Origin of the sequence: Photobacterium alginatilyticum, from assembly GCF_009910675.1 — a bacterium.
Classification (GTDB): Bacteria; Pseudomonadota; Gammaproteobacteria; order Enterobacterales; family Vibrionaceae; genus Photobacterium; species Photobacterium alginatilyticum.
This window is the reverse complement of sequence record NZ_RSEJ01000001.1, coordinates 212885-238281: the sequence shown is the minus strand read 5'-3', so window position 1 is coordinate 238281 and position 25397 is coordinate 212885. Positions and strand designations below refer to the sequence as shown.

The window sequence follows — 25397 nt, the reverse complement described above, 5'->3', positions numbered from 1 at the left end:
CCAATGTGCAGGGTTCTTTATATTAAAACTAAACGCGAAACTGTTCGCCAGTAACTGCTTTCAGTTACAGTCCCAGAGGAGAAAGGTCAATGTACTTTGACAAGTCACGCTTCTTAATGCCAGGCATATACGGGATCTCACCCAGCTTTTTCCCTGGCAGATTCTCTTCCAGCATCCGGATAATCTCCGAATAGTTTTCAGTACCTGGATTAATACGGTTTGCTACCCAGCCAACCATCTCCAGGCCGTCATTCTTAATTGCTTCGGCAGTCAGAATTGCATGGCTTAAACAACCCAGCTTAACACCAACAACCAGTACGACCGGCAATTTCTCTTGCTTCACCCAGCTAGAAAGAAAATCGGTACGCGAAACCGGTACACGCCAACCGCCAGCGCCTTCTACCAGTACCACTTCAGATTTCGACTTAAGATGCTCCAGCCCCTGAGACAAGACATCAAAGTTAATCACTCTGTCTTCCTGCTCGGCTGCCAGATGCGGTGACACTGCCGCTTCAAACGCATACGGGTTCACTTCATCATAGGCAAGATCGACTACGGAAGCATCCTGAATATACAATGCGTCTGAGTTACGCATCCCCTCATCGGTCGGCGCACTGCCAGACGCAACAGGCTTATAACCCGCCATCTTAATGTTCGCGCTGCCAGCTGCGTGTAAAATTGCGCGAGAGGCAACAGTTTTACCGACTTCGGTATCTGTTCCTGCTACAAAGAAAGCGTTAGTCATTAATAATTACTCCAAAACAGACTTGGTATGTTGCCGGCAGTTGGCCATTCTCATCTCGGAACTCAGCATAAGCGCTCTCTAACGCCTGAATCGTTTTACGACCGGCCAAGCCTGCCTTGCGCTCCTGCTGCAGATGTGTAGCCCCTATCCCTTTCAGGTCTTTCATGAGTTCAACTGCCGTATTGTATTGCATCGTGATAGGCGTAAATTCTAGGCCATCGCTCGAACAGCCCGCTTGCGCCAGCGCAAGTTTTATCGCCTTTGGCGAAAGAAACTCATTTACATGTTGATACTGATCAACTTGCTGCCACGATTTAGCAAGCTCATACAGCGAACCGTCAGCCAATGTCGAGAACAAGATCAAACCGCCGGGCCTAACCACTCGCTTCAATTCTGCAAGCGGTACCGACAGATCGTCACACCACTGCAGAGCCAGGCTGCTAAAAGCAATGTCGAACTGGTTATCCTCAAGCGGCAGATCCTCGGCATCGGCCTCGATATATGTCGCCATATCGCCACACCGCTTCTTAGCATGAGCCAACATCTGAGCCGATAAATCCGCCGCACTAACCTGATAGCCTCGCTGCAACAATTGCTCGCTGAAGTAACCCGTACCACAACCAAGATCAAGCGCATGGCTGCCCACCGGACTGACAGCCGGAAGTTTGTCTAATAAAAGGTGACCGACCTGGCGCTGGAAGGCCGCCGCTTTATCATAGTGCTTGGCCGCCCGGCCAAAAGCCTCGGCTATCGCTTTTTTATCCTGCGGTTGGATCTCATGCTGACCATGAGTGACTGCATTCATTCCGTTAGTCATGAATCACCTCATTAATAGCTGTTGCGAGCTTGTCGATATCTGCTCGGCTGTGCGCCGCGGTCAATGTAATACGTAGACGCGCGCTGTTGGCCGGAACCGTTGGCGGACGGATAGCACTCACCCAGATCCCCCGATCTTTAAGCGCCCGGGAGGCCGCCATTGTTTTATCACTGTCGCCAATGATCAATGGTTTGATCGGGGTTTGGGTTGCAACAAGATCCACATCCGGAGCAACACGTTCAGCAAGCCGGTCACCCAGATCTTGCAGCTTGTCCCGGCGCCATTGATCCGCCCGGATCAAAGAGCATGCCTTACTTAGGGCAAACGCCTGTGCCGGCGGCATTGCCGTCGAATAAATAAAGTGACGAGCAAACTGGACCAGATATTCCGCCGTTTCCTCGTCGCATAATACTGCGGCCCCTTGCAAACCAAACGCCTTGCCAAAGGTGACAATCAGTACATCGGCCTTGATCCCGGCGTGATCACAACTTCCGCTGCCTTGTTCACCCAAGACACCGCACCCATGGGCGTCATCAACCACCAGCCAGCTGTGATGATTAACACAAAGGCGCTTGATATCCGCCAATGGTGACAAGTCACCATCCATGCTGAAAACCCCTTCCGTGACCACCATTCGGGCCGATTCGGGAGACTGCTGGTTACCGCGCAAGAGCGTGCGTTCAAGCACTGTCATGTCGTTATGGGCGAAACGCCGCATGGTTGCCGGTGACAATATGCCCGCCTCCATCAACGAGGCATGATTCAATTTGTCCTGAATCAGCACATCTTCCTTTTCCAGCAAAGTGAACAACAGCGCCTGATTGGCGCTGAAACCGCTGTTGAAAAGCAACGCCCTGTCGTAGCCTAGCCAATCGGCCAGTTGCGCTTCCAGCTCATGGTGGGCAGAGTGAAAACCAGTCACTAATGGCGAGGCCCCGCTCCCGGTACCATAGAGACTCAAGCCTTGCTGCCAGGCCGCAATCAGCGCAGGCTCCTGCGCCAGACCTAGGTAGTCATTGCTGGAGAAATTAACCAGGGATTCGCCCTGACAGTCGATCATCTGCTGGCGCCGGTCAAGACGAGTACGTTGGCGATACAACCCCTGAACTTTACGATCACTCAGGGCTTGTGTAATGCGGTGCTTAAAGCGAGGCATCGTAGAACAGATCGTCTTTTGACGGACGGGCTGCGACACGCTGAGCGACCTGGCCTAAAAGCTCTTGTTCTTGTATCTCATCCGGTTTTGCCGCTTGCTCCTGACGGTTGATACCGAGCTTGGCAAACAGCTGCATGTCCTTGTCTTCACCCGGGTTCGGTGTCGTCAGCAATTTACAGCCATAGAAAACCGAATTGGCACCCGCCATAAAACAAAGGGCCTGCATCTGCTCGTTCATATCTTCACGACCGGCAGACAGGCGGACTGCCGACTTAGGCATGATAATACGTGCCACAGCGATAATCCGGACAAAGTCAAACGGGTCGACATCCTCTACCGACTCCAGCGGCGTACCTTTCACCTTAACCAGCATATTGATCGGCACACTTTCCGGATGAACCGGCAGGTTGGCCAGCTCCACCAGCAGACTTGCACGGTCACGCGAGCTTTCGCCCATACCGATAATGCCGCCCGAACAAATTTTCATTCCGGCGTCACGGACATGGCTCAGGGTATCCAGGCGATCCTGGTAGGTACGGGTAGTGATAATATTGCCGTAATATTCCGGCGAGGTATCGAGGTTGTGGTTGTAGTAGTCAAGACCGGCACCAGCCAGCTCATCGGCCTGATCGCTAGTGATCATGCCCAGGGTCATACAGGTTTCCAGCCCCATGTCCTTTACACCACGGACCATATCAAGCAGATATGGCATGTCGCGCTCTTTCGGGTTTTTCCACGCCGCCCCCATACAGAATCGCGTCGCACCTGATGCCTTGGCCTTATTGGCCGCATCCAGCACGCGCTCGACTTCCAGCAGGCGCTCGCGCTCGACGTCGGTACGGTAATGGGCACTCTGCGGACAGTACTTACAGTCTTCCGGGCAAGCGCCGGTCTTGATTGAAAGCAAAGTACTAACCTGTACCTTATTCGGCTCATGATGCTGGCGGTGAACCTGCTGAGCTTCAAATACCAAGTCCATAAAGGGCTTGTCAAATAAGGCTTGAACTTCCTTGACGCTCCAGTCGTGACGTACTTCCACGTGTAATAACCTCTTTAGTCAGTGGCTGTTTGGCAACTGGAAAACAAGTAGGGCCAGGCTAAACAGCGACTTTATTCATTCTGTTTTCATTTGAATCAAGACATTAAATATCGATTCAAACAGGTATCAATACTTGGCTAGTCTACTTCGAGTTAGTAAACTGTCAACTACCAACAAGGGCAAAGGTTTACATCTGTGCAAAATTTAATCAACCCAATTGATCTAGAATTTGACCAGCAGCACGTCTGGCATCCCTATACCTCGACACTCAACCCGCTCCCCTGCTATCCGGTAGAGAGTGCCGACGGCGTCTACCTTCAGCTAGAAGACGGCAGGAAAGTGATTGACGGTATGTCTTCATGGTGGTCAACGATTCACGGCTATAATCATCCGGCACTCAATCAGGCCGCCAAGGCACAGATTGATAAAATGTCCCACGTCATGTTTGGCGGAATCACCCACCAGCCTGCCGTCGACCTCTGCAAGAAGCTGGTCGATATGACCCCGGGCCCCCTACAGCACGTATTCCTGGCCGATTCCGGCTCCGTGGCTGTCGAAGTCTCATTGAAAATGGCCCTGCAATACTGGCACGCCAAGGGAGAACGCCGTCCTAAATTTCTGACCGTCAAACATGGCTACCATGGTGATACCTTCGCTGCCATGTCGGTAACGGATCCCGACAATTCCATGCACAGCCTGTACAAAGGCTTTCTACCGGAGCATATTTTCGCCCAGTCTCCGCAGTGTCGATTTGATACAGAATGGAACGAAGAGGATATCCAGAACTTCAAACAGAAACTTGAAGCCAACCAGAATGAGATTGCAGCCGTGATCATCGAACCGATTGTTCAGGGGGCCGGTGGTATGCGGATCTACCATCCGACGTTCCTGAAACGCGTTCGCGAGCTATGTGACCAATCAGGTATCCTGCTTATCGCCGACGAGATTGCCACCGGCTTTGGCCGAACTGGCAAGCTGTTCGCCTGCGAGCACGCCGGGATCAGCCCGGACATTATGTGCGTCGGCAAAGCTCTGACCGGCGGCTACATGACTCTTTCCGCCACCCTCACCACCAAGCATGTCGCTGATACGGTCTGTAGCGGGGAAGCCGGCTGCTTCATGCACGGCCCGACATTCATGGGCAACCCGCTGGCCTGTGCCGTAGCCAATGCCAGCCTTGAACTCTTACTTCAGGGCCAGTGGCAGCAACAAGTCACCAACATAGAAAAACAGCTTGCTCGCGAGTTGCCGGAAATTGCTATGCTAAATAAGGTGAAAGACGTACGCTGGCTGGGAGCAATCGGGGTGGTTGAGCTCTTTGAGCCTGTTGATATGGCAAAAATACAGAAGGATTTTGTAGACAACGGTGTCTGGATTCGCCCTTTTGGCACACTTGTCTACATAATGCCTCCATTTATCATTAAACCACAGGAACTTAGCCGCCTTACTTCCGCAATGTTACGAACTCTGCAGTAGTATCGAAAAGCAGACAATTTCCTAAAATTGTCTGCTTATACTTTTCACTAGCGTTACATCCATTAAATAACGTCAGTAAGGCTATGAATTATGCAGTTACCCCTTTTTCCGTTACAGCTGTATTTGTTACCGGGCGGTATCAGCAAACTCAGGATCTTTGAACCCAGATACACTCGCCTGGTAAAACTTGCAATGGCGTCCGGAGATGGCTTCGGCCTGTGCATGAAAAACGGTGAATCACTTTGTCATTTCGGCACCCGAGCTATTATTACCGACTTTGAACGCCTCCCCGACGGCTTATTGGGCGTCACCGTCAAAGGTGTCGAAAAGTTTGTGATCAATGAACACTGGCAGGAGGATGATGGACTCAGGTTCGGTGATATCACCCTGATGAAGAACTGGTCTCCCACGTTAATGAAGTTTGCCGACCGGGATATCGCAAACAGTCTCCGGGCCTTGTTTGAAGAATATCCTGAACATGCCACCAACTACCCTATTCCAGACTACGAGGACATGACCTGGGTATGCCAGCGCTGGCTGGAAATATTGCCTCTGGAAACAAACCAGAAGCAATGGTTTATGAGTAGAAGTGACCACCGGGCTGCGCTGTCTTTTCTACACAATATTATTGATGAACAACTAAAAAAAGAATAACACGAGATAGAGGATTTCTTGCTGTTATGTCTCAATCTCTGTCTACGGACGTGCCTATTCACAATGACAAGATTGAGATCCTCAGTTTCCGCTAGCATCAGAATAAGTTACAGCTATCACCAAGACACACAACCAAAGCACATAACCAAAGCAACTAAACTCCTAACCTCGGCCATCACGCGCAAGCCGACTATCGACCTGACGTCGGTACCACTGCGACAACCTCCGCCGGATAAACGGTAACGCAATAATCCAGGCCAGGGGCCTCAGCCACCAAATCTTCTGCAGTAGCAGGCTATAGGCATCAAGCTCTCGATAAATCACCCCTTCGGCGTCCTCTACATGCAACACCCTCAAGGCACGGGCGGGATCAATACCGCGATCCATTAAATAGGCTTCCTGATCGGTTATATCAAACCAGCTGACCTGGTCAATGTGTTTGCCAAGCCAGACTTCATAACGAGCACGATCCTCAATGCAGCTCTTACAGGACCCATCGTAGTAAACAATTAGATGCGCTTTGGTCATGGTACCAACCTTAACAATCCGACAACGACTCAGGTGCTGTTTTAAATGTAGGAAATAATGTCTAGTTTTAGCAGTAAATATCAATATTTGTAGTTAAATTACAACAAATCAGGCTTTCTATAATGATAACCATTCTTATGCATGTGAACATTCTGAAAATTTCGTTAAATTTTGAGCTTTTTGATTGGCAAACAATAGCAAAATGATTGTTTCCAAATCTCATCCAATATGAATCACACACTTTTAGTGATGAATATAAGTCATTGATAAAAATCAAAATAAACTCAATGCCAATTTTAACATTCGGAGCAGAATCACAAACAATATATTTGTCATACATATAACAAAACAAAAACAGATAGCCAGATTGATTTTCGCGCCTAGAATACTCCCCCCACAAGATTGCCGGTCACGACAACCTCTACCGACAATTAATAATTAGAAAAATAACTTCACAAACACAATCTGAACACCGACTAATAGAGTGGGATATAGAATGATAAACCTTGCAATATCTGTTGTACCGATTTTGCTTCTTATTTGGATGATGACCAAGAAAGATGCCCTACCTTCGCACATCGCGCTGCCTGTTACAGCGCTTATTATTGGCCTGCTACAACTCTTTTACTTTGGCACTGACATCACCCTGATCTCTGCCAATATTATTGCTGGCTCTTTGTCCGCAATCACCCCAATTTCAATTATTGCAGGCGCAATTCTTCTTAACCGTGTTATTGCCCTTTCCGGTGCCGAAGATGTTATCCGCCAATGGCTAGAAGGGATCAGCCGTAACCAGACAGCGCAGCTGATGATCATTGGCTGGGCCTTCGCCTTCATGATTGAAGGGGCATCAGGATTCGGTACACCAGCCGCGATTGCCGCACCTATTTTGGTCGGTCTGGGTTTCAACCCACTGAAAGTCGCCATGCTGGCACTGGTGATGAACTCTGTACCTGTCTCTTTCGGTGCTGTCGGCACGCCAACCTGGTTCGGCTTTAGCAGCCTTGGCCTGAATGAAGATGCACTGATGGAGACCGGCCGCCTGTCTGCCCTGCTTCATTCCATTGCCGCTTTCATTATCCCGGTGATCGCGCTTAAGTTTGTTGTCAGCTGGCAGGAAATTCGCCGCAACCTGCTGTTTATCCAGCTAAGCGTACTGTCCTGTACCGTACCTTACTTACTATTTGCCCAATGGAACTACGAGTTCCCGTCACTGATTGGCGGTGCGATTGGCCTTACGCTGTCTATCCTGCTGGCACGCTACAACATCGGTCTTGAAACACCGGAGTCAACATCAAGCGTTAAGACAGAGCAGATCCCTTTTAAAACCATTCTAAAGGCCATGAGCCCGACCCTGCTGCTGATCCTTATTCTGATTGTCACCCGTATCCAGCAGTTGGGTATCAAGGGCATGCTGACAGACAACACACCACTATTTAACCTGAGTCTGGGCTTTAGTGATTTGAGTGTCAGCCAGGCGCTAATCATCAAACTGAGCAGTATCCTGGGCACCGAAACCAGCTGGGCATACAAGACGCTTTACGTACCGGCATTGATCCCTTTCCTGCTGGTCATACTCATCTCAATCCCGGTACTGGGTATGCAGCGCAGCACAGTCAAACAAGCTTTTACCGAAACAGCAAGCCGTATCAAGATGCCGTTTATTGCCCTTGTCGGCGCACTGATCATGGTGAAGTTCATGATGATCGGCGGAGACAAGTCGCCAATCATGACGACCGGGCAGGCCTTCTCCAACCTAATGGGGGCCAACTGGCAGTGGGTAGCGTCTTACCTGGGTGCGCTGGGTGCGTTCTTCTCAGGCTCGGCCACTGTATCCAACCTGACCTTCGGCGGCATCCAGCAAACAATTGCCATGAACGTTGCCCTACCGGAAACAACGATTCTGGCCCTGCAATCCGTCGGTGCCTCGATGGGTAACATGGTTTGTATCAACAACATCATTGCTGTTTCGACCATTTTGGGTATCGCCAACAAAGAAGGCTACATCATCAAGCGAACCGTGGTGCCTATGGTGCTTTACGGGGTGATTGTCGGTCTGGCAAGTGCCTTTGTCTAATCGGACAAACTTAAGTCGCAATCTGTGTTCAGCGTGAAATACCACGCTGAACACAAAGAATAACTACCACAATATAAACACGGGTAAACCGTCACTGGAGCAATATCATGAAGGTAAACTTTTTTGCCACCTGCCTGTGCGACACGGTAAAAGCCGAGGTTGCCAAAAAGTCTGTCGTGCTTTTGGAACAGCTTGGCTGCGAAATCATCTTCCCTGAAAAACAAGGATGCTGCGGACAACCTTCATTGAATAGTGGCTACATTGAAGGCAGCAAGCCGGCAATGAAAAACATGATTGCCGCTTTTGAAGAAAATGCTCATCCAATCGTTACACCGGCAGGCTCATGCGCTGCCTCGATCAAACGCTACCCGGAATACCTTGCCGACGAACCAGAGTGGGCAGCCCGCGCACAGAAGGTAGCCGGCCGCCTGTTCGAACTGACTCAGTTTATTGTCAACGAGCTGAGTGTCGAAAATGTCGGTGCCCGCCTGAAAGGCCGTGCCGTTTATCACCCGTCATGCAGCCTGATCCGCAAACTGGGCGTACGTGAGGAACCGCTTCGCCTGCTGGCCAATGTCGAAGGGCTGGAAATGGTGCCAATCAAAAACCAGGAAACCTGCTGTGGTTTCGGCGGCACCTTCTCGGTCAAGATGTCAGAGATTTCCGGTGAGATGGTCAAAGAAAAGGTCCACCACATTAGTGCCGTCGAGCCTGAATACCTCATTGGTGCCGATATCAGCTGCCTGATGAACATTGGTGGACGTATGACCCGTGAAGGGCGTCCGGTAAAAGTACTGCACATTGTCGATGTGCTGATGAGTCGTTAAGAGGGCGTTGTTATGTCAATGAAAACCAGCAATATCAAATTTAAAGACCGTATTGACGTCCAGATGCAAGACGACTTCATGCGTAAATCTGTGGCCAATGCCCAGGAGCGCATGTTTACCAACCGTGCGATTGCCGCCGAGAAGCTCGGCAACTGGGAAGAGTGGCGCGAGATGGGCATGGATATCCGCAACCACGTTCTGGAAAACCTGGACTATTATCTTCAGCAGCTCAGCGACAACGTCCAGAAAAACGGCGGCCATGTATTCTTCGCCCGTACGGCCGAAGAAGCCACTGCCTATGTCGAAAACATCGTCCAGGAGAAAAAAGCCAGGAAAGTCGTCAAATCCAAATCCATGGTGACGGAAGAGATTGGCCTGAACAAAATCATCGAACGCAATGAATGCGAAGTCGTTGAAACCGACCTCGGTGAGTATATCCTTCAGGTCGATGACTGCGATCCACCGTCTCATATCGTAGTACCGGCTCTGCATAAGAACCGGATGCAGATCCGTGACGTTTTCAAAGAGAAAATCGACTATCAGGGCTCTGATGATCCGGAAGAGCTGACCCGCTATGTGCGCGACTACATTCGCCATGATTTCCTGGAAGCGGATATAGGTATCACCGGCTGCAACTTCGCCGTCGCAGAATCCGGCACGGTATCGCTAGTTACCAACGAAGGTAACGCCCGTCTTGCCACCAGCCTGCCAAAGACGCACATTGCCGTGATGGGAATGGAGCGCATCGTTCCGACCTTTGAAGAACTGGATATTGTTGTCAGCCTGCTATGTCGCAGCGCCGTTGGCCTCCCATTGACCGGCTACGTGACGGCCCTGACGGGCCCACGCGAGGACGAGCACTGCGACGGCCCTGAAGAGTTCCACCTAGTGATTATCGATAACGGCCGCTCCGATATTCTTGGCTCAGAGTTCAAGGATATCCTGCGCTGCGTTCGCTGTGCTGCCTGTGTTAACACCTGTCCGGCCTACCGCCATATCGGTGGTCAGTCATACGGTTCTATCTACTCGGGTCCTATTGGAGCCGTGCTCTCACCACTGCTTGGTGGCTATGACGACTTTAAGGATCTGCCATACGCCTGTAGCTTGTGCCGCGCCTGTCACGACGTATGCCCGGTGAAGATTCCGCTGTCGGATTTGCTGCTCAAGCATCGCCAGAAAATGGCGGAAAGCAAACAGACACCATTACTTGAACGTGCCACTGTCAGTGCCTTCAACTTCATTAACGCCCGCCCTCTGCTATGGGGCAATACCGTAAAAGTGGGAGCAACAGTGGCCAGTGGCCTGATCCGAGACGGCAAGCTTCCGGTCAATGTCGGTGTCAGTGCGTGGACCGAATCACGCGACTTACCAGAGCCAGATGGCGAATCCTTCCGCAGTTGGTTCAAAAAACGTAACAAGGGATAAAGGTGGGAATTATGGCTAACAACGACTTAGAAAAAACAATGGTTCACCAGCGCGAACAGCGCATCTATAACCGCGACAGCTTTCTTGACAATATCGCCGAGAAGCTGGGCCGCGAGCGCAAAACAACACCCGTAGAGCGTCCTGCACTAAAATACCGCTGTCACCATGATGTGATGGCCGATAAGAGTCAGGACGAACTTAAAGCGGCGCTGATCAACTATACCGAAACAGCACTTGGTGCTCGTGCGATTGAAACGACTAAGGCCGAGCTGGCTGCGACGCTTAAATCAGCCTGTCTGCATTACGTCAACAACGAGGAAGAGAATTCCGAGCGCCAGGACAGTGAAACCATACTGTCGGCGGATAAAAGGCTACTGGCTCTGGTTAATCCATCTGAACTGGCCGACGAGCAACACACCGTCCATGTCTGGGATCAGTCAGCAGGCTATGAGCCGAATATTACAATTGCCGAACGTGCTCAGGTCGGGGTGGTATTCGCCGAACAGGCTCTGGCTGAATCAGGCACTATGGTGCTCTATAGCAATCCGGCACAGGGACGTGCAGTCAGCCTGCTACCGGAAGCCTCGGTCTTTGTGGTACCGAAGAGCGCGCTGATCCCGCGCCTGACCCAGGCAACAGCGGTCCTGCATGAAAAAGCCAGGAACGGCGAGCGGATCCCGTCTTGTGTTAACTTCATCTCGGGCCCGAGTTCAACCGCCGATATTGAACTGATCAAGGTGGTTGGTGTTCATGGCCCAGTCTACGCCACCTATATCATCATCGATGACATGTAGTCTGTTCTTCGTTTTCTGAAACCGCCCTCCCTGCAAAAGATGCGACCGTATGGTCGCATCTTTTGTATAATGCAGTCAGTTTCGAGGAGTAACCGTTTCCATGCCCCAAATTGATGATCTCGTCTTATTTACCCAGGTGATAGAACATGGCTCGTTCAGCAAAGTAGCCGAGCTAAATACAATCACAAAGTCCGTTGTCAGCAAGCGGATCAGCAAGCTTGAATCCGAGCTTGGTGTCCAGCTTATCTACCGGACAACCCGAAAACTGACCCTGACCGAACCTGGTGAAGTCTTATATCATCGCTCCAAGGATATCCGCCAGATCGCCCATTCGGCATTCGATGCCGTGACCGGTTTTAGCGAAACACTTTCCGGCCATATCCGGATGTCGGTCCCGACCATTTCCGGCGAACTATTGCTGGCTGAGGCGGTATCGGATTTTTGCCAGAAGCACCCCGGCATGACTGTCGATATGTCGCTGGACAACCATTTCGTTGACCTCTTGTCCGAGAACGTCGATCTGGTGATCCGTACCGGCTACCTCGAAGACTCCAGCCTGATCGCCCGCCATATTTTCAACTCGCGCTGGGTCATCTGCGCCTCGCCGAAATATATCGAACAGTACGGGATGCCAATGACGCCGAAGGCTCTCCAGCACCACAATTGCCTTGGCTACAACCAGCAGAGCACCGGCCCGTTCGACTGGCAATTTATCCGTAACGGCGAACTCTATACGCTCAAAGTTGCCGGCAACTTCTCATCTGACAATGCTGCCGCGCTTCGCAAATCGACCCTTGCCGGTAACGGCCTGTCCTACCTGCCTACCTGTCTGATTTATGACGATCTCCAGCAAGGCAGCCTGGTCGAGGTGTTACCGGAGCATGCCGGGAAGGTCGTCGGGATCTATGCGGTCTATCCGTACACCCGCAAACCGGCCAAGCGTATTCAGGCGCTGATAGAACATATTCGCGAGCGCTATCTGGAAATCAAAGACCGTTTCTAATCAGGTCCACCTCAATCAGCGATTCAACAAAACCTTAAGCAAAGAAATGGCGAGCCTATAAAGCTCGCCATTTCTTGTCTCTGATCTCAGCAGGTGTTATCTCTCGGGATTATGAACCGAGAGTTACGCTGCTGAATGCGACATGGCTTTTTTATTCTCCTCATCGACAATTTCCGTCAGGATCTGGGTAAATATATCGCGCAGATTATTCCAGTACTGACTGAAGCGGACCTCGTCGCGAAGGAAGGTTGTCATTACCGCAGAGCGCAGAATATACACCGAACCTTCGGCTTCCCACTCTTGCTCATCAAATCCACGCTCTCGCACATAGATGCTCGGCGTATCGCCATACTCTTCCACCGTCAGGGATGTTGATGAGGTGAGGAAATCTTTGCTGTAGGCACGACCCGACGCATAAGAACAGCGCTCATAAACACGCTGGTTCAGGCTGTTGTGATCAGCCAGACTGTCATTGCCCAGCTCTTTAAACGTAAAGTTGACCATATGAAAGTCCGGATGCATTAACGGGCGAACTTCAAAACTGCGCCCCTGAACAACAAACGGCTCAGCTGTAGCCAGCTTATTGGTAAACCAGTCTGCCGTTACAATACCGCGACCAATCACATGTCCATAGCCACTGATATTTAACGGCACCAGGCGGTGGGCAGCCCATACTGCCGCAGCTGTTGAGCCGGCTTTGGAGCCTTCCATAATCGAAGAGCCCAGCATCACCGGCTTGTCACCGGCATCCTGCTCATCGGACTCTTCAAATACATAGGCTGCATGATAGGAGATAAGATCAACAATACGGCTATCTTTCATCGCAATCGCCCCGGCAGAGTATGGGATATACCCCACTTTGTGCGGATCGACAGTGATAGAGTCGGCTTCTGACATCGCCTGAAACGCCTCATACACATCACGCTTAGGCCAGACAACGCCCTCAGGGATGATTTCCTTACTGCGATAGCTATCAACCAGAGCATCATAGTCCATGAACTGAGACTCTTCATCCAGGAACATAGAGCGGACATAGCCACCGTAGGCAGCATCGACATGAATATAGAACGAGCTGCCGTATCTCTCCTCGCATTCCTGGCGCAGTTTCACCACTTCATGAACGGCATCCACGGAACCTTCTTCGGTTGTCCCCACCACCGACACCATACCCAGAATAGGCGTACCTTCTTCCATGAGGCGGAAGGTTATTTCACGCATTTTCTTCACGTCAGTACGGTAGTTGCTATCTACATCCAGCGGGACAATGTGCTCCTGGCCCAGACCAAGAATATCCATGGCCTTCATCCATGAATAATGCTTTGATCGCGGTACCAGGAACTTGCCCAGCTTACCCGGCTCAACGCCGACACCTCGTGCGGACAATTCTCTAACCTGCTCGAAGATGCCACGTTTCTTCAGCTCATCGGTTAAATCCAGCACGTCTGAACTCTTCATGTTCAGCAATTGCTGCTCTGTTAAACCAGCAACCAGATCTTTTGCCTCATCATGATGGGCCATCGCCAGTGGCATTGATTTCAGGTTTCTGGCAACCCAAATACCTTCATAGTTGGCCACTGTACCGCCCGAGGTAATATGCCCCCATGACTTGCCGACGTCATAACCAAACATCTGGCAAAGATCACGGCCGGCCTCAAGTTCCAAATCTGTTGTGACAGGCGAGGCTTCAACCGCACAGTTATTTTGGTTGTACATCATCGTCATCACGTAGGCCAGATGCGACACCATCAAGGTATCGGCATTCATGTGGCCTAGGTAGCGTGGTGAAAACCAAGGGACTGATTTTGTTTTAAGGCGGGAAGACAAGTCGCGTAAGATATCCTCTGTACGGTATAAGGTATCGCGGAAATCTGGTTGATACTGGCAATGCGGAGTCACCAGAGCCGAATCTTCCGGGTGGAAGCCAGAGCGCCAATGCATATGCTCTGTTATGGCATATTCCATCATCTCTTTATAGAAAACCCGGTTCTCAGATTTAGGCCCCAGGAAAAGGGCATCGACATTTACATCTTTGTTCATAATAAACCCATACTGTAATCGTTTGGAAAACCAATGAAATGGTCCGTGACCATGCATCTGTTGGTCCTCGTTTCCACACTACAATCCAAATTCAGGCAGAGACTTATTCCCTCCGCCAAATCACAAGGTCTGATCGTTTTTCGAAAATTAATGTAATAGCAATCAACAGCAGTTCATCACCACGACCATGACTCAACGCCAAATCTGCCACCTTAAAATTGCAGGTAGCATAAACAATCTAAGGCGTTACTAATTCGAAGACTTCTAACTCGGAATTGGCAGCGATTCTACCGCAATGATCAGGACTTATATATGCAACAAGAAAGGTAAATAGGTATTTTGTAAATCTGGGTAACCAAGTTGTGGGCTTTATCACTAAAACCAACCCAAAATCGAAATATTAAATCCGGCCATAGGATTAATAGGCCGGATTTTTTACTACCAAGGCACCTTGCTGACTCACCTTAAAGCAATTTCTTCGTCTGGCTTGTCAGCGCCTGATTAATGTCTGCTAGCACTAAGGACGAATATGCTCAAAGTCCACTTTCACTTCTTGTAAACCCTCGAAGCCAGCTAACATCTTACCCTTGCTAACCCGAACAATATCAGCTTTATAGTAGTAAGGCTGCAGTGCCCCTTCATATTTAGGCGACAAGGCATAATACAACCGAGCTGGCTTTTCATAAGCTGCCTGGGCGCCAAGATAGCCAACCAAGGCATGCTCAAACTGATGATAACCATTGCCCCAGTGGAATTGCTTAGGTGCCCCTACTCCGCCATATTGGTGGTCTACCCAAGCATCAAAATAGGTGTTGAGGGTAAAGTTGAGCTGCTGGCTGGTGCTGCCCGGCTCGAGCATGTTGAGTGTCACCGCTGCCTGATCCAACTCTGCCCACTGCCAGGAAGAGATGTACCAGTTATACTGACCACTTCGCCAGGTCATAATTTCCGGCAACGTCTGCCACTGGCTATATAGTTTTTCAGACAAATATGGCTTCATCTGAGGCGGAGTCATCCCATATGCCGCACGCTGTAACGTCAGTGCCATCCCTTTGCGCCCCAACTGCTCCCAGTCAGGTTGCTGCAAATAGCGGCCAACCAGGTAAGTCATCCAATACGCCTTGATGGTGTGGCCGTAATCATTGTGTCGGGCAGTCACCATTTTCACCGCCTTATGGTGAATAGCACCATAAAAGCGCTGCTCATCTTCGGAATGGTATTGCGCCAGCATCTGCTCGGTTAGCCAATACAAATCCTGACGCCATTTCTGACGGGCAGGCTCAGGCAACAACGGCGTGACCAGTAATAGGTAAGCATTAATTTGATCCAACTGGGCTACGAGCTCCTGCTGCTTGCGGTATTGCTCGTCTCCGTCCTCGATAACCCAGAGCAACTGGTTGGTCGCCTTATCGCGATACTGGCTAAAGATAAACTGCTGTTGTTCGATCAAGACCTGCTCGACCACAGGATCACGGGTGAGGTAGTAATAGAAAGCCAGCCCCACAATAGCATAGGCCTGGTCCTGAGAGGTTCGCTGCTTCCAATTCAAGCCGGGCTTACCGTTTTCGCGAAAACTGATCATACCGCCATTGCGCTGATCCCTGAGCGTCTCCAGCAGATAATCAACCCCTGCCTTGGCCAGTTTCAGGGCGTCGACATCACCGGTCAAATGGTAAAGCACACCATAAGCATATATCTGACGTGACTTCATCCGGGTATAGTCGCGAGAAAAATGGCTTCGGATCCAATCCTGATTGAGCTCGTTGCAGGGAGCATCTGAATTAAGCAACACACCGTTATCACAGCGGAAAGTCGGAAAATTTCCGATCGGGGTGCCTTTGGCGGTATCCATCATCCAAAACGGACGTAAACCGTTCTCGACATGTTCAAGCCATCGCTCACCGGTCGGTAACGGCGAACTCTCTGACGGGTTCACTCCCGACAAGCTTTTTTCTGACACGCTTTGCGCCATCGCCGGTACTTGAACCACGCAAAACACACTCAGAAAAAGTAGCAGCCCCCGGATGGGGTTTCGTATCCAAGCGTTCATGATAATCCTTTATATTTATCTAATAAAATCAATGGATAATATAATAACAAGGACCTGCACAAACTGTCTTTGAGCTCACAGCAACAAAGTCTGTGATTAAATCTTAATTACTTATTAATTCGCTTCATTGCTGAGCGGAACAGTTCAATGATCGTCGATGCCAACGTTGTTTCCGGATGGGAGGCGTTATAGTCTTCGAGCGCTGAAATATAATTGGATTTAAACTTTTCAACGGCCTCTTTTTCATTGCCGGCATAGATAAGATCATCTTCGACGTCAAAACCTTGTGCAATTAGCTGCTCCTTCTCCCGAAGAAAAGTCTCTGAAGCCGAGTCCAGGAAAGTAAACTGACGACGGTCGGTATTTGGCAGAACAAAAAATTGATATTTGGCCATGTATCCCCTATTCATATTAACTGGATGAATATCTATATCGGCACATCGTGAGTGACCGGACAAGCCCTGAATTTAGTGTTCATTGCTATGATCAAAAAAATAAACCCAGCGGCCCATTGTTTATCCCAAATAGCACCGATTTCTGAGTATTCGCCCCAACCAGTATCGAATCGACTTTGTACCGTCTCCAGACCCTCATTGAGCGCATCTCTAGCACCTAGCACCTAACACCTTCGTTCGAGCAATCAGTGTAAATCTTACTTATGCTAGTTACCACCTCCCTACACTAATCCTTCATCCTTTACTTTTCAGTAGGTCACAACAACACTGTCTAGCTGGGTAGTCAGTATTAACAAAATTCCATGCAGACTAGTCAAGCTTAGATCACATACAGTCACGGCATTTTTGTTTAGCATAGTTCGAATTCGATCGTAATTAGCTCGAATTCGAACTACGAGTGTAATCGATAACAACAATACCAAGCAGTATGGCTGGCATTCATTCTGCTTAATTTCATGACCATCTACATAACAACAAAGATATTCACTACAGATCAGCGCAATAAAAGAGGGAGCAACATGGCATTAGGGAAAATGAAATCGATTAGATACAGCTACCCACTGTATTTTACGGGCTTTATGCTCATTGTGGGGCTGGTGACCACACTGGGTATTACCTACTGGGTATCCCCCAAGTTAGTCGAAAACGAAGAGACGATTATCAAAGGCGTACTTCAGGCGCTAAATAATGAAATATCAACGGAGTTGGAACAAGTTCAGTCGCAGCAGCGCGCCATCACCCAAACCATCCCGCTAGTCTCAAGCGAGCAGATAGATCAGATTTTACCGGGCCTGGTCGATCAATACGGCAACAGCAAAGTCTTTGGCGGTGGTATCTGGCCACTTCCCGAACAAAGACAACAAGGCATTGAGAAATTCAGTACCTTCTTCCACCGCGACGCCAGCAACAAATTAATCATCAATACTTATTGGAACTCGAAAGACTCACTCAACTACTACGAACAAGTTTGGTACAAAAATGGCCTTGCTGCACCAGCCGGACTTTGCGCATGGGCACCGGCCTACAAAGATTCAGCCAGCCCTGAAGCCAGAACCAACTGCGCAATGTCAATCTTCAAAGACAACCAGCGTTACGGCGTGGCAACCATTGATCTGACGCTGGGCTTTTTCAATGAACTGGCCGCCAAGAACGAACAAGCCCTAAACGGGGATATTCTTATTGTTGAAACTGACGGAAAGATCCTCAACAACACACGGAGCATCAATCGCTCGCTGGTGCTCGAGAACCTTTCATCAGTCACTCAGCAATCCCCTTTTGCGGCCAACATAAACAGACATCTCGCCGAGGTAAGGGAAGGCGTCCCGCTGCAGCTTAGCTACGATGATAGGGGTATCGCACATACTCTGTTCATGAACAAAATTGCCGGAACCCCATGGATAGTCGCCTTCAGCACTGAAACAGCGTTGCTCGAAGTGACGACCGATTCCATTCTCGCCACCCTGGCGTCTATCCAGCTCCCGATTGCTGCCACTATTATCGTATTTTGCTTTATTGCCTTCTCTCGCCTGACCCGGCGCCTTGCGGCATTGAGAAATAATATCGAGTCATTGTCGTCGGGCGAGGCCGATCTAACCGCCGAGATCACTATCAACAAATACGATGAAGTCGGTGATATCGCTCTCTCCGTTAACCATTTCATCCTCTATCTGCGCAATATGATGGGCTCGGTATCTGACGCCAGCCACCAGATCTCGGACATCATCCATAATGTCGAAAACCAAAGTCGCACCAACCAAGGTATTGTCGACCAACATGCCGGAGAGACCGTACAGGTCATCACCGCGATCAATGAAATGGCAACAACAGCCGAAACAATGGCACGTAATGCCATCGAGACCGAAACCGTCACACACGAAACAACCAGTGCCGCCGACCAGTCAAAACTGACCATTAATCAGGCCAGCGACAGTGTCTCCTTGCTGATGGAACAAGTTGAGACGGCCTCAATCAATGTCACGGAGATGAGCAATGAAACGCAGAATATCAGCTCGGTGCTCAACGTCATTCAAGGCATCGCCGAACAAACAAACCTACTGGCTCTGAATGCGGCCATCGAAGCGGCACGTGCCGGAGAGCAAGGCAGGGGCTTTGCTGTCGTCGCTGACGAGGTCCGTGCACTAGCGGCTCGTACCCAAAGCAGCACATCTGAAATCAACGAGATGCTGAACCGCCTGCAAACAGGGGTGAACAGCGTCGTTACGGCAATGGACAACACCAAGGCTCGCTGTTCGGTCGTGGTCGATGATACGCAGCGCGTGAATGGCGGCTTAGATGAAATGATTGGCGCCGTGAACACAATCAGTCATTCGAGTACGCAAATAGCCGCAACGGCAAAAGAACAGCACGCGGTAACAAAAGAAATTAATCAGAATATGGCTCAGATCCAAAACATCATCGAGATGCTAACGGTCAATGCCCAACAGACCACCCGTTCAACCCATTCTTTATCGGATGCCAACAAGCAGTTAAATGAACTGGTTAGTCAGTTCAAGCTCAACTGATTCAAATCGGGAAATTGAAGCTCATACTGTCAGGCAGCCACTACCAGCGGCCTGACAGATAGAGTGTCACGCCTAACCCTCTATCAACTTCATGAGCAGGTGACCGTCATACATAGCCTGCTTTACCAAGGCGGCACCCGGCATCGTTGCCTGGGTATAGAAACAGCTTTGTTCGATCTTTAGATCCTGGTTATAAACGGGTAGCGACTGAGTGCGCACACACTCCATGATGGCTGGGTAAAGTACACTCTTGGCGCGGTTAAATTCACCGCCAATCAGAATTTTCTCTGGATTAAACAGGTTCACCATGATAGCAATAGCCTGCCCAAGGTTATGACCCAGCTCGACAATCACCAGTCTCGCCAACGTATCGCCTTCAACGGCCGCATCACAAATCTTTTCGATGGTCAGTACTTTGCCGTGAAGTGAAGACGGATGTCCTTCACGCAAACCTTGCTCGACCTGTTCGATAATGGCTTTTACGCTCGCAACTGTTTCCAGGCAGCCGTGGTTGCCGCAAAAACAACGTTTACCATAAGGCTTGATTTGAATATGCCCCAATTCACCGATATTTCCGATACGCCCCTGAAGCACGATGTTGTCCAACACTATGCCCGCACCGACGCCATGATGTACCGAAATCAGAATGGAATTGGCGACATCACGCGAGTTACCGAATAGCTTTTCAGCCAGCGCCCAGGCACGCGTGTCATTGCCGATAAATACCGGTAGTCCGGTTGCCTCATGGATGGCGGGACCAAGTTCAAGGTTATGCACATCGTAGTGCGGCATCTGCAGAATAACGCCCTTCTCTGCGTTGACCAGTCCCGGTAGTGATACGGCAATGGCCGTGATCCGGTCTAATTCGCCGACGTGGTTGGCAAAAAAGGTATTTATTTCATCAAGGAGCTTCTTGAGGACAGCATCTTGCTGCAATACTTCGATATCCTGTCGCTCTTCCACCAAAATATCACCGCCAAGCTCGTGCAAGGCAATGGTCAGATAGCCGCGTCCGAGACGGATCGACATAAACTGCCATCCTTCGTTTGCCGGAAGCAGCCCTATCGCGGGTCGGCCCCGACTGGTCGATTCCTGATACTGGGTCTCCTTGACCAGGTGAGCTTCAATCAACTCTCGGGTGATCTTGGTGATACTGGCAGGCGCAAGCTGACTGCGTTTGGATAGTTCGATACGAGAAATAGGGCCGTACTGGTCAATAAGCTTGTAGACGCTGCCGGCATTATTTCTTTTAATATGGTCAATATGACCAGGCTGAGCGACATACATGCCAATACTCCCGACATTAAAAGTGAAAATAAACGTTAGTGGATTAATTTTTTTACTTTGCGAACTAATTGTGAAGTCGAATCTTCCTAAGACGTGATACCCATCACGACTAATACGCAACTATACCCATTTTTTGTGCTGTCAAATCATTATCAGGCATCTTTTTTCGATAGTTTTTTTACAAGTAAAATTTAAGATATACCCAACGCAAATTATTGCATGCCAATCTCATATACTCATACTTTTTTCGCACAACACGACCAGCAGATATGGCTTAAATTTCACGTGCCACTATTGACTAAAGACATCCGCCACGAGTTTTGACATAATACTCTGCTGCTATTTTTGCAGACAGTTTTTGCAATATACGATGTTCAACTCGCCACGAGGTTAGCGGTGTACAAAATTAACGAAGTCTTTGAAACCATTCAAGGTGAAGGTGTATTCACCGGCGTCCCAGCCATCTTTGTCCGTCTGCAGGTCTGCCCTGTCGGCTGCGCCTGGTGTGACACCAAACAAACCTGGACGGCCGAACCACAAGATTTTGCCCCGCTAAAAGACATCATGGCAAAAACTGCCGATTCACCGCTTTGGACAAACCTTGACGCAGAAGGCGTTGTTGCCTTGCTCAAAAATCAGGGCTATACCGCCAAACATGTCGTTATTACCGGTGGTGAACCTTGCATCTATGATCTGGTCCCTCTTACCCTATCACTGGAAAACGCTGGCTTCCGCTGTCAAATCGAAACCAGCGGGACATCGGAAATCAAGGCAACAGTCAATACCTGGGTGACTGTATCACCCAAGATCAATATGAAAGCCAAGCTGGCTGTATTGCCTTCAGCCCTTGAACGCGCCGACGAGATCAAGCATCCGGTCGGAACGGAAAAAGATATCGAGCAGCTCGACAACCTGATCGACGGTATCGTACTAAAACCCGATGTCAGCATTGCCCTACAACCAATTAGCCAGAAACCAAGAGCCACAGAGCTTTGTATCGAGACCTGTGTGAAACGCAACTGGCGGCTGTCGATTCAAACCCATAAATATCTTGCCATTGCCTAAGCCGAAACAATCCGTTCCTGTTCGATAGCAGGCTCCCCAAGCCATCATAAAGTGGCTTGGGACAAATTTTACTCAGCCCCCAGCCCTTTTTTCTGCCCTCTAGAGTGGCCGGGGATTAGTTAGTAGCGTGTATCTCACTAACGTTTTTATTCTTACATGTTAGATCCCTGACCAATCTACAAGACACTGCCCTTCCTTTAACACAGCCAAAAAACCCCAAATCTATACTGAGCGCAAAACATAATAAATGTTTGGGGATTTTGTTATGCGCGCTTATCTAGGATATTGCCTTGCCGCTTTCTGCTGCCTGTTACTATCGGCTTGTGGCGGCGGAGGTAAAGACGAACCCGTAGCAGCAGGTGCAGCGGCCCCTGCCTCGACCAAGTTTACGATTACTGTTGATACGCCTGCGGAGTTACTCACCGCCAAAACAACTGGTTTTGGCATTATCAGCTCCGCCTACGCAGAAGCTCAGGCAAACCTTACCGAAAGCAATTTCGCGGCTGTCTGGCTCGACAGCAAAGGGAAGATCCTTGAACGTATTGATATTACCAGTTGGCAAAACCTCGGTAACGGTACCTATGTGATAGAAGCCGGTACCCGGATCAGAGTCAATGCGGTGCTGCTTGTTGATCAATCACCGACCCCGGATATTACGGTGACTATTGGTGATGCAATCCCGTCTCATGTCTATATGGTGCCATTAACCGAAGAAAGAATTGCCGTCAGCCTGAAATCAAGCCTGGCCTATTACGCCCTGACCCAGCGTGTTCAGCTTGACGAAAGTTGGGGGATCTTCGAAGAAATTGTCGCTAACCCCGCACGCAGCAAAGTTTTTTTATTCCAGCAGGATCTCAACGCCATTGCCGATGATCTTGAAGCAACCCTGCTGCCCAAACTGGGGCTTGAGAATATGAGGCTCAGCAACCTGCTCTCACTCTCTATCGTGCAGAGCATGACCGCAGGCAGAATGGAGCGCTTCGTGACGGAGCAGGCTGCTGCAGAGGCCAATATTCAGGCAATTCTCAATGATGGCTACTGGAAAGTAGGGAGTTTCAGCTCCAACAGCGGCAGCGGTATTCTGACCGAGCAGATGGTTTACAGCGGACAGGGCGCTGAGCTAGGGGAAACAACAATCACTGAATATCGCTGGGACAAAAACGGAACTGAAGATATCTCGCTGTCAGAGGTCTTTACCTACCTCAGCGGCTCGACCAGCTTCGGCTCTGACGACATTACCCACCAGGTGCTCACATCAAATGGCTGGGTTGGCCTGTTCGACTACCTCAAGGTCGAGATTGCCACGGCAAAAACCATGTTGCTGACCGATGCGGCGTTGGACAAGGAAGATGAAACAGGGATCACAATGAATGCCAGTGTTTACCCACTTAGCGGTAAGAAGATCCATAACTACCTGTCTGGCAAAGATAACCATTACGTTACCCGCTATATCCAGCCTGAAGCAACATTTGAAGACGGCGCATTCGGCTTTTATTTCACCTGGCGTCCTGAAAATGAACGCTACCTGCTATGTGACAACCGCAACAACAACACCGCCTGCCGGATCTCACCCGTGTTATTACCCGATACCGGCTATACCGACCTGGACAGTGTCCTGACCGATCCAAATGACGCGGCAAACAGCGTTGATGATATAAACGGCTTCAAACTTGCTGATAATATTATTGTCGAGTTTATTTCCGACAATGTCTTTACCGCCCGGTACTGGGTGAACATTGCGGCCGACAACTGGAGCGTACAGGAGGTCAGTACCTGGGCCCCTATCAATGTATCTGGCAAAGCCATGTTCCGTTTTGAAGTGCCGGCTGTTATCAAGCAGTTATCTGACAACTACCCATTTGAGCAACAAAGCCTGTTCCTGGTCGAGGATCGCGGTTTTGTCCATATTGGCGAGAGCCTGCTTGATAATGAAGCCTTCCACTTTTCCGGCTTCGATAATGTCGCCAAGGAGCAGATTTTTGCGGCAGCCAGCCGGGACAACCTACCTCCGTTCGGGGTTTGTAACTTTGGCAACGGCTTCGGGACCAATCTGAGCAAATTCCTCAATGCCGTCACAGAGTGTGGTGGTGACGAGCGCTTTACCTCTCAGAGCGCAAATGCCCTTGTCGATCAGCATCTGGTCCAAATTTCCGAGCAGGGAGAAATCTCAGCGATGATCCTACGCGGCAACAACAGCTGGGAGCAGTATAGTAATACCGCGCTGATCCCCGCTAACCGCCAATGGGCGCTGACCGAAGAAGGCTACCTACAGCTCACCCCGAATAGCGCCAACGCTGATAGGTTTGACTACTGGTCATTGACCAGCCTGGATCGCAACAGAGGGATTCTGGCTCTCAAGGTCTACTCGGCTAACAACGAAACCGGCAATCAGATTTCAACCCTGTTAACCAAACAGTATGCGCCTGATCAGTTGGCTGCCTGTACAACCCAAAATTCGGGTTGGGCTCAACCTGCAGCCACCCCTGTAACCAAGAGAACTCTGGCGCAATATCAGGAGCAAGTTGCACAGTGCAAAGTCATCTGGGAGCAGCGAAACCCGCGCTTTACCGAATCACTGCTCATCGGACAAACCGGCAACACCAGTGACGATAAGGCGTTGCGCTTTGCTGGTGACAGCTCACGCTTCCTGAAGCTTAGCGATAATTTTGAAGGCGACTTTTTCACCGGAAATTACATTCACGAGGATGGCTGCAAATTCAATATCCCGATCAGGTGGAAGCTCGAAGATGACGGTACGTTATATTACGAGGCTGTTGACGGTTCGTTAAATGAGCGAATAGCAATGACCGATACAGACGGTTTCCGTTTCGCTATCAAGGGATTTAACCACCAGACCCGCTGGCAGGAAGATGCAAACTTGCAGTTCGCAACCGATGACGGCGAGATGTGGAGTGATATTGTCTCGTTAATAAGCGCATCAAGCGTGCCGAATGTTACCCACCAGGAGCTGTTAGATAACCCCGAGATCCCTGAAGAAGGACCGATTGCCGGCACTGTTCTTAACGATGGACTCGAATGTGCACCTCCTGCCCCCCCACCGCAGCCTGCACCATAAATTGCCTATACCTGAATTGATATTCAGTAATATAGACAAAAAAAAGCTCGCACTGCCGAGCTTTTTTTTGTCAAAGCGGAATATGACGAGATTTTCCAAAATCTGTTTTATTTGTGACCCACTTGTCACGTCCAACTTCACAATAACCAGCGCAAAACTATTTTTTAACAACCGCAACAAGTACAATATACCCATATAAAAAATATAAGAATAACAGACAGAACTGTTATCTGAACCAACTGAAGTCGCTCTTCAACATGTCAAAAAGCTAGGCAATTATCTTCCCGTTGCTTTGGCCGCTGCCGTGGAAAAAGAAGAGGCACAGGCGGTACTGATTCAGATTACGTGAAAGCCCTACAAAGAG

19 protein-coding genes are annotated in these 25397 nt (G+C 49.7%); 10 read left to right on the top strand and 9 right to left on the bottom strand.

Going from position 1 to position 25397, the window contains the following annotated elements:
• Positions 1-64: 64 nt before the first annotated feature.
• The 4 genes from bioD to bioB are packed head-to-tail and all read right to left on the bottom strand — an operon-like array spanning position 65 to position 3757.
• Positions 65-745, bottom strand: coding sequence for a dethiobiotin synthase (gene bioD, locus EIZ48_RS00975; protein ID WP_160648265.1), 681 nt, complete (start codon positions 743-745; stop codon positions 65-67).
• Positions 738-1562, bottom strand: a complete 825-nt coding sequence (gene bioC, locus EIZ48_RS00970) for a malonyl-ACP O-methyltransferase BioC (protein ID WP_160648264.1) — start codon at positions 1560-1562, stop codon at positions 738-740. The genes bioD and bioC overlap by 8 nt, the downstream gene beginning before the upstream one ends.
• Positions 1555-2718 carry an 8-amino-7-oxononanoate synthase gene (gene bioF / locus EIZ48_RS00965; RefSeq protein ID WP_160648501.1) on the bottom strand — a complete coding sequence of 388 codons (1164 nt, stop codon included), beginning with the start codon at positions 2716-2718 and terminating at the stop codon, positions 1555-1557. Before bioF ends, bioC begins: the two co-directional genes overlap by 8 nt.
• Positions 2705-3757 (bottom strand): biotin synthase BioB, encoded by a 1053-nt coding sequence (gene bioB / locus EIZ48_RS00960; RefSeq protein WP_160648263.1) that lies wholly within the window; start codon positions 3755-3757, stop codon positions 2705-2707. The genes bioF and bioB overlap by 14 nt, the downstream gene beginning before the upstream one ends.
• Before the next feature lie 195 nt (positions 3758-3952).
• Here bioB and bioA point away from each other — a divergent pair, with 195 nt between their 5' ends.
• Both bioA and EIZ48_RS00950 read left to right on the top strand, forming a co-directional pair.
• Positions 3953-5233, top strand: coding sequence for an adenosylmethionine--8-amino-7-oxononanoate transaminase (bioA, locus tag EIZ48_RS00955; protein ID WP_160648262.1), 1281 nt, complete (start codon positions 3953-3955; stop codon positions 5231-5233).
• A gap of 90 nt (positions 5234-5323) precedes the next feature.
• Entirely contained in the window at positions 5324-5887 is a 564-nt protein-coding gene (locus EIZ48_RS00950) for an LON peptidase substrate-binding domain-containing protein (protein WP_160648261.1), read from the top strand.
• Positions 5888-6049: 162 nt separating this feature from the next.
• Here EIZ48_RS00950 and EIZ48_RS00945 read toward each other — a convergent pair whose 3' ends face one another.
• On the bottom strand, positions 6050-6415 hold the full coding sequence (locus EIZ48_RS00945; protein WP_160648260.1) for a DCC1-like thiol-disulfide oxidoreductase family protein: 366 nt from the start codon (positions 6413-6415) through the stop codon (positions 6050-6052).
• Between the two features lie 496 nt (positions 6416-6911).
• Here EIZ48_RS00945 and EIZ48_RS00940 point away from each other — a divergent pair, with 496 nt between their 5' ends.
• The 5 genes from EIZ48_RS00940 (at position 6912) to EIZ48_RS00920 (ending at position 12541) form a co-directional block, all read left to right on the top strand.
• Positions 6912-8492, top strand: coding sequence for an L-lactate permease (locus EIZ48_RS00940; protein WP_160648259.1), 1581 nt, complete (start codon positions 6912-6914; stop codon positions 8490-8492).
• Positions 8493-8599: 107 nt separating this feature from the next.
• Positions 8600-9319 (top strand): (Fe-S)-binding protein, encoded by a 720-nt coding sequence (locus EIZ48_RS00935; RefSeq protein WP_160648258.1) that lies wholly within the window; start codon positions 8600-8602, stop codon positions 9317-9319.
• 12 nt (positions 9320-9331) lie between these two features.
• A complete protein-coding gene (locus EIZ48_RS00930) occupies positions 9332-10744 on the top strand; it encodes a LutB/LldF family L-lactate oxidation iron-sulfur protein (RefSeq protein ID WP_160648257.1) in 1413 nt (470 codons plus the stop codon).
• Positions 10745-10782: 38 nt separating this feature from the next.
• The gene (locus EIZ48_RS00925) at positions 10783-11538 is read left to right on the top strand and encodes a LutC/YkgG family protein (protein ID WP_160648500.1); all 756 of its coding nucleotides are present in this window, start codon (positions 10783-10785) and stop codon (positions 11536-11538) included.
• 100 nt (positions 11539-11638) lie between these two features.
• Complete coding sequence (locus EIZ48_RS00920) at positions 11639-12541, top strand: LysR family transcriptional regulator (RefSeq protein WP_160648256.1); 903 nt, start codon at positions 11639-11641, stop codon at positions 12539-12541.
• A 123-nt stretch (positions 12542-12664) separates the two neighbouring features.
• Here EIZ48_RS00920 and EIZ48_RS00915 read toward each other — a convergent pair whose 3' ends face one another.
• The 3 genes from EIZ48_RS00915 to EIZ48_RS00905 form a co-directional block, all read right to left on the bottom strand.
• Positions 12665-14578: a pyridoxal phosphate-dependent decarboxylase family protein gene (locus EIZ48_RS00915; RefSeq protein WP_160648255.1), complete on the bottom strand. Its 1914-nt coding sequence runs from the start codon at positions 14576-14578 to the stop codon at positions 12665-12667.
• A 517-nt stretch (positions 14579-15095) separates the two neighbouring features.
• Positions 15096-16550 carry an AGE family epimerase/isomerase gene (locus EIZ48_RS00910; protein ID WP_240152837.1) on the bottom strand — a complete coding sequence of 485 codons (1455 nt, stop codon included), beginning with the start codon at positions 16548-16550 and terminating at the stop codon, positions 15096-15098.
• A 185-nt stretch (positions 16551-16735) separates the two neighbouring features.
• On the bottom strand, positions 16736-17023 hold the full coding sequence (locus tag EIZ48_RS00905; RefSeq protein WP_160648253.1) for a hypothetical protein: 288 nt from the start codon (positions 17021-17023) through the stop codon (positions 16736-16738).
• Between the two features lie 578 nt (positions 17024-17601).
• Between EIZ48_RS00905 and EIZ48_RS00900 the strand changes: the two genes are divergently transcribed.
• Entirely contained in the window at positions 17602-19605 is a 2004-nt protein-coding gene (locus EIZ48_RS00900) for a methyl-accepting chemotaxis protein (protein WP_205298563.1), read from the top strand.
• Positions 19606-19677: 72 nt separating this feature from the next.
• On the opposite strand, the gene mlc is transcribed toward EIZ48_RS00900, so the two are convergent.
• Positions 19678-20892: a sugar metabolism global transcriptional regulator Mlc gene (gene mlc, locus EIZ48_RS00895; protein ID WP_160648252.1), complete on the bottom strand. Its 1215-nt coding sequence runs from the start codon at positions 20890-20892 to the stop codon at positions 19678-19680.
• 396 nt (positions 20893-21288) lie between these two features.
• Between mlc and queE the strand changes: the two genes are divergently transcribed.
• Both queE and EIZ48_RS00885 read left to right on the top strand, forming a co-directional pair.
• Positions 21289-21957 (top strand): 7-carboxy-7-deazaguanine synthase QueE, encoded by a 669-nt coding sequence (queE, locus tag EIZ48_RS00890; RefSeq protein WP_160648251.1) that lies wholly within the window; start codon positions 21289-21291, stop codon positions 21955-21957.
• Positions 21958-22222: 265 nt separating this feature from the next.
• Positions 22223-25033 carry a hydrogenase expression protein HypA gene (locus tag EIZ48_RS00885; RefSeq protein WP_160648250.1) on the top strand — a complete coding sequence of 937 codons (2811 nt, stop codon included), beginning with the start codon at positions 22223-22225 and terminating at the stop codon, positions 25031-25033.
• Positions 25034-25397: the final 364 nt, after the last annotated feature.

Bases quoted from the DNA above. Each gene is read 5' to 3' on its own strand.
- bioD (WP_160648265.1), bottom strand. From the start codon at position 745: ATGACTAACGCTTTCTTTGTAGCAGGAACAGATACCGAAGTCGGTAAA.
- bioC (WP_160648264.1), bottom strand. From the start codon at position 1,562: ATGACTAACGGAATGAATGCAGTCACTCATGGTCAGCATGAGATCCAA.
- bioF (WP_160648501.1), bottom strand. From the start codon at position 2,718: ATGCCTCGCTTTAAGCACCGCATTACACAAGCCCTGAGTGATCGTAAA.
- EIZ48_RS00950 (WP_160648261.1), top strand. From the start codon at position 5,324: ATGCAGTTACCCCTTTTTCCGTTACAGCTGTATTTGTTACCGGGCGGT.
- EIZ48_RS00945 (WP_160648260.1), bottom strand. From the start codon at position 6,415: ATGACCAAAGCGCATCTAATTGTTTACTACGATGGGTCCTGTAAGAGC.
- EIZ48_RS00940 (WP_160648259.1), top strand. From the start codon at position 6,912: ATGATAAACCTTGCAATATCTGTTGTACCGATTTTGCTTCTTATTTGG.
- EIZ48_RS00935 (WP_160648258.1), top strand. From the start codon at position 8,600: ATGAAGGTAAACTTTTTTGCCACCTGCCTGTGCGACACGGTAAAAGCC.
- EIZ48_RS00930 (WP_160648257.1), top strand. From the start codon at position 9,332: ATGTCAATGAAAACCAGCAATATCAAATTTAAAGACCGTATTGACGTC.
- EIZ48_RS00925 (WP_160648500.1), top strand. From the start codon at position 10,783: ATGGTTCACCAGCGCGAACAGCGCATCTATAACCGCGACAGCTTTCTT.
- EIZ48_RS00920 (WP_160648256.1), top strand. From the start codon at position 11,639: ATGCCCCAAATTGATGATCTCGTCTTATTTACCCAGGTGATAGAACAT.
- EIZ48_RS00915 (WP_160648255.1), bottom strand. From the start codon at position 14,578: ATGAACAAAGATGTAAATGTCGATGCCCTTTTCCTGGGGCCTAAATCT.
- EIZ48_RS00910 (WP_240152837.1), bottom strand. From the start codon at position 16,550: ATGGCGCAAAGCGTGTCAGAAAAAAGCTTGTCGGGAGTGAACCCGTCA.
- EIZ48_RS00905 (WP_160648253.1), bottom strand. From the start codon at position 17,023: ATGGCCAAATATCAATTTTTTGTTCTGCCAAATACCGACCGTCGTCAG.
- EIZ48_RS00900 (WP_205298563.1), top strand. From the start codon at position 17,602: ATGGCATTAGGGAAAATGAAATCGATTAGATACAGCTACCCACTGTAT.
- mlc (WP_160648252.1), bottom strand. From the start codon at position 20,892: ATGTATGTCGCTCAGCCTGGTCATATTGACCATATTAAAAGAAATAAT.
- EIZ48_RS00885 (WP_160648250.1), top strand. From the start codon at position 22,223: ATGCGCGCTTATCTAGGATATTGCCTTGCCGCTTTCTGCTGCCTGTTA.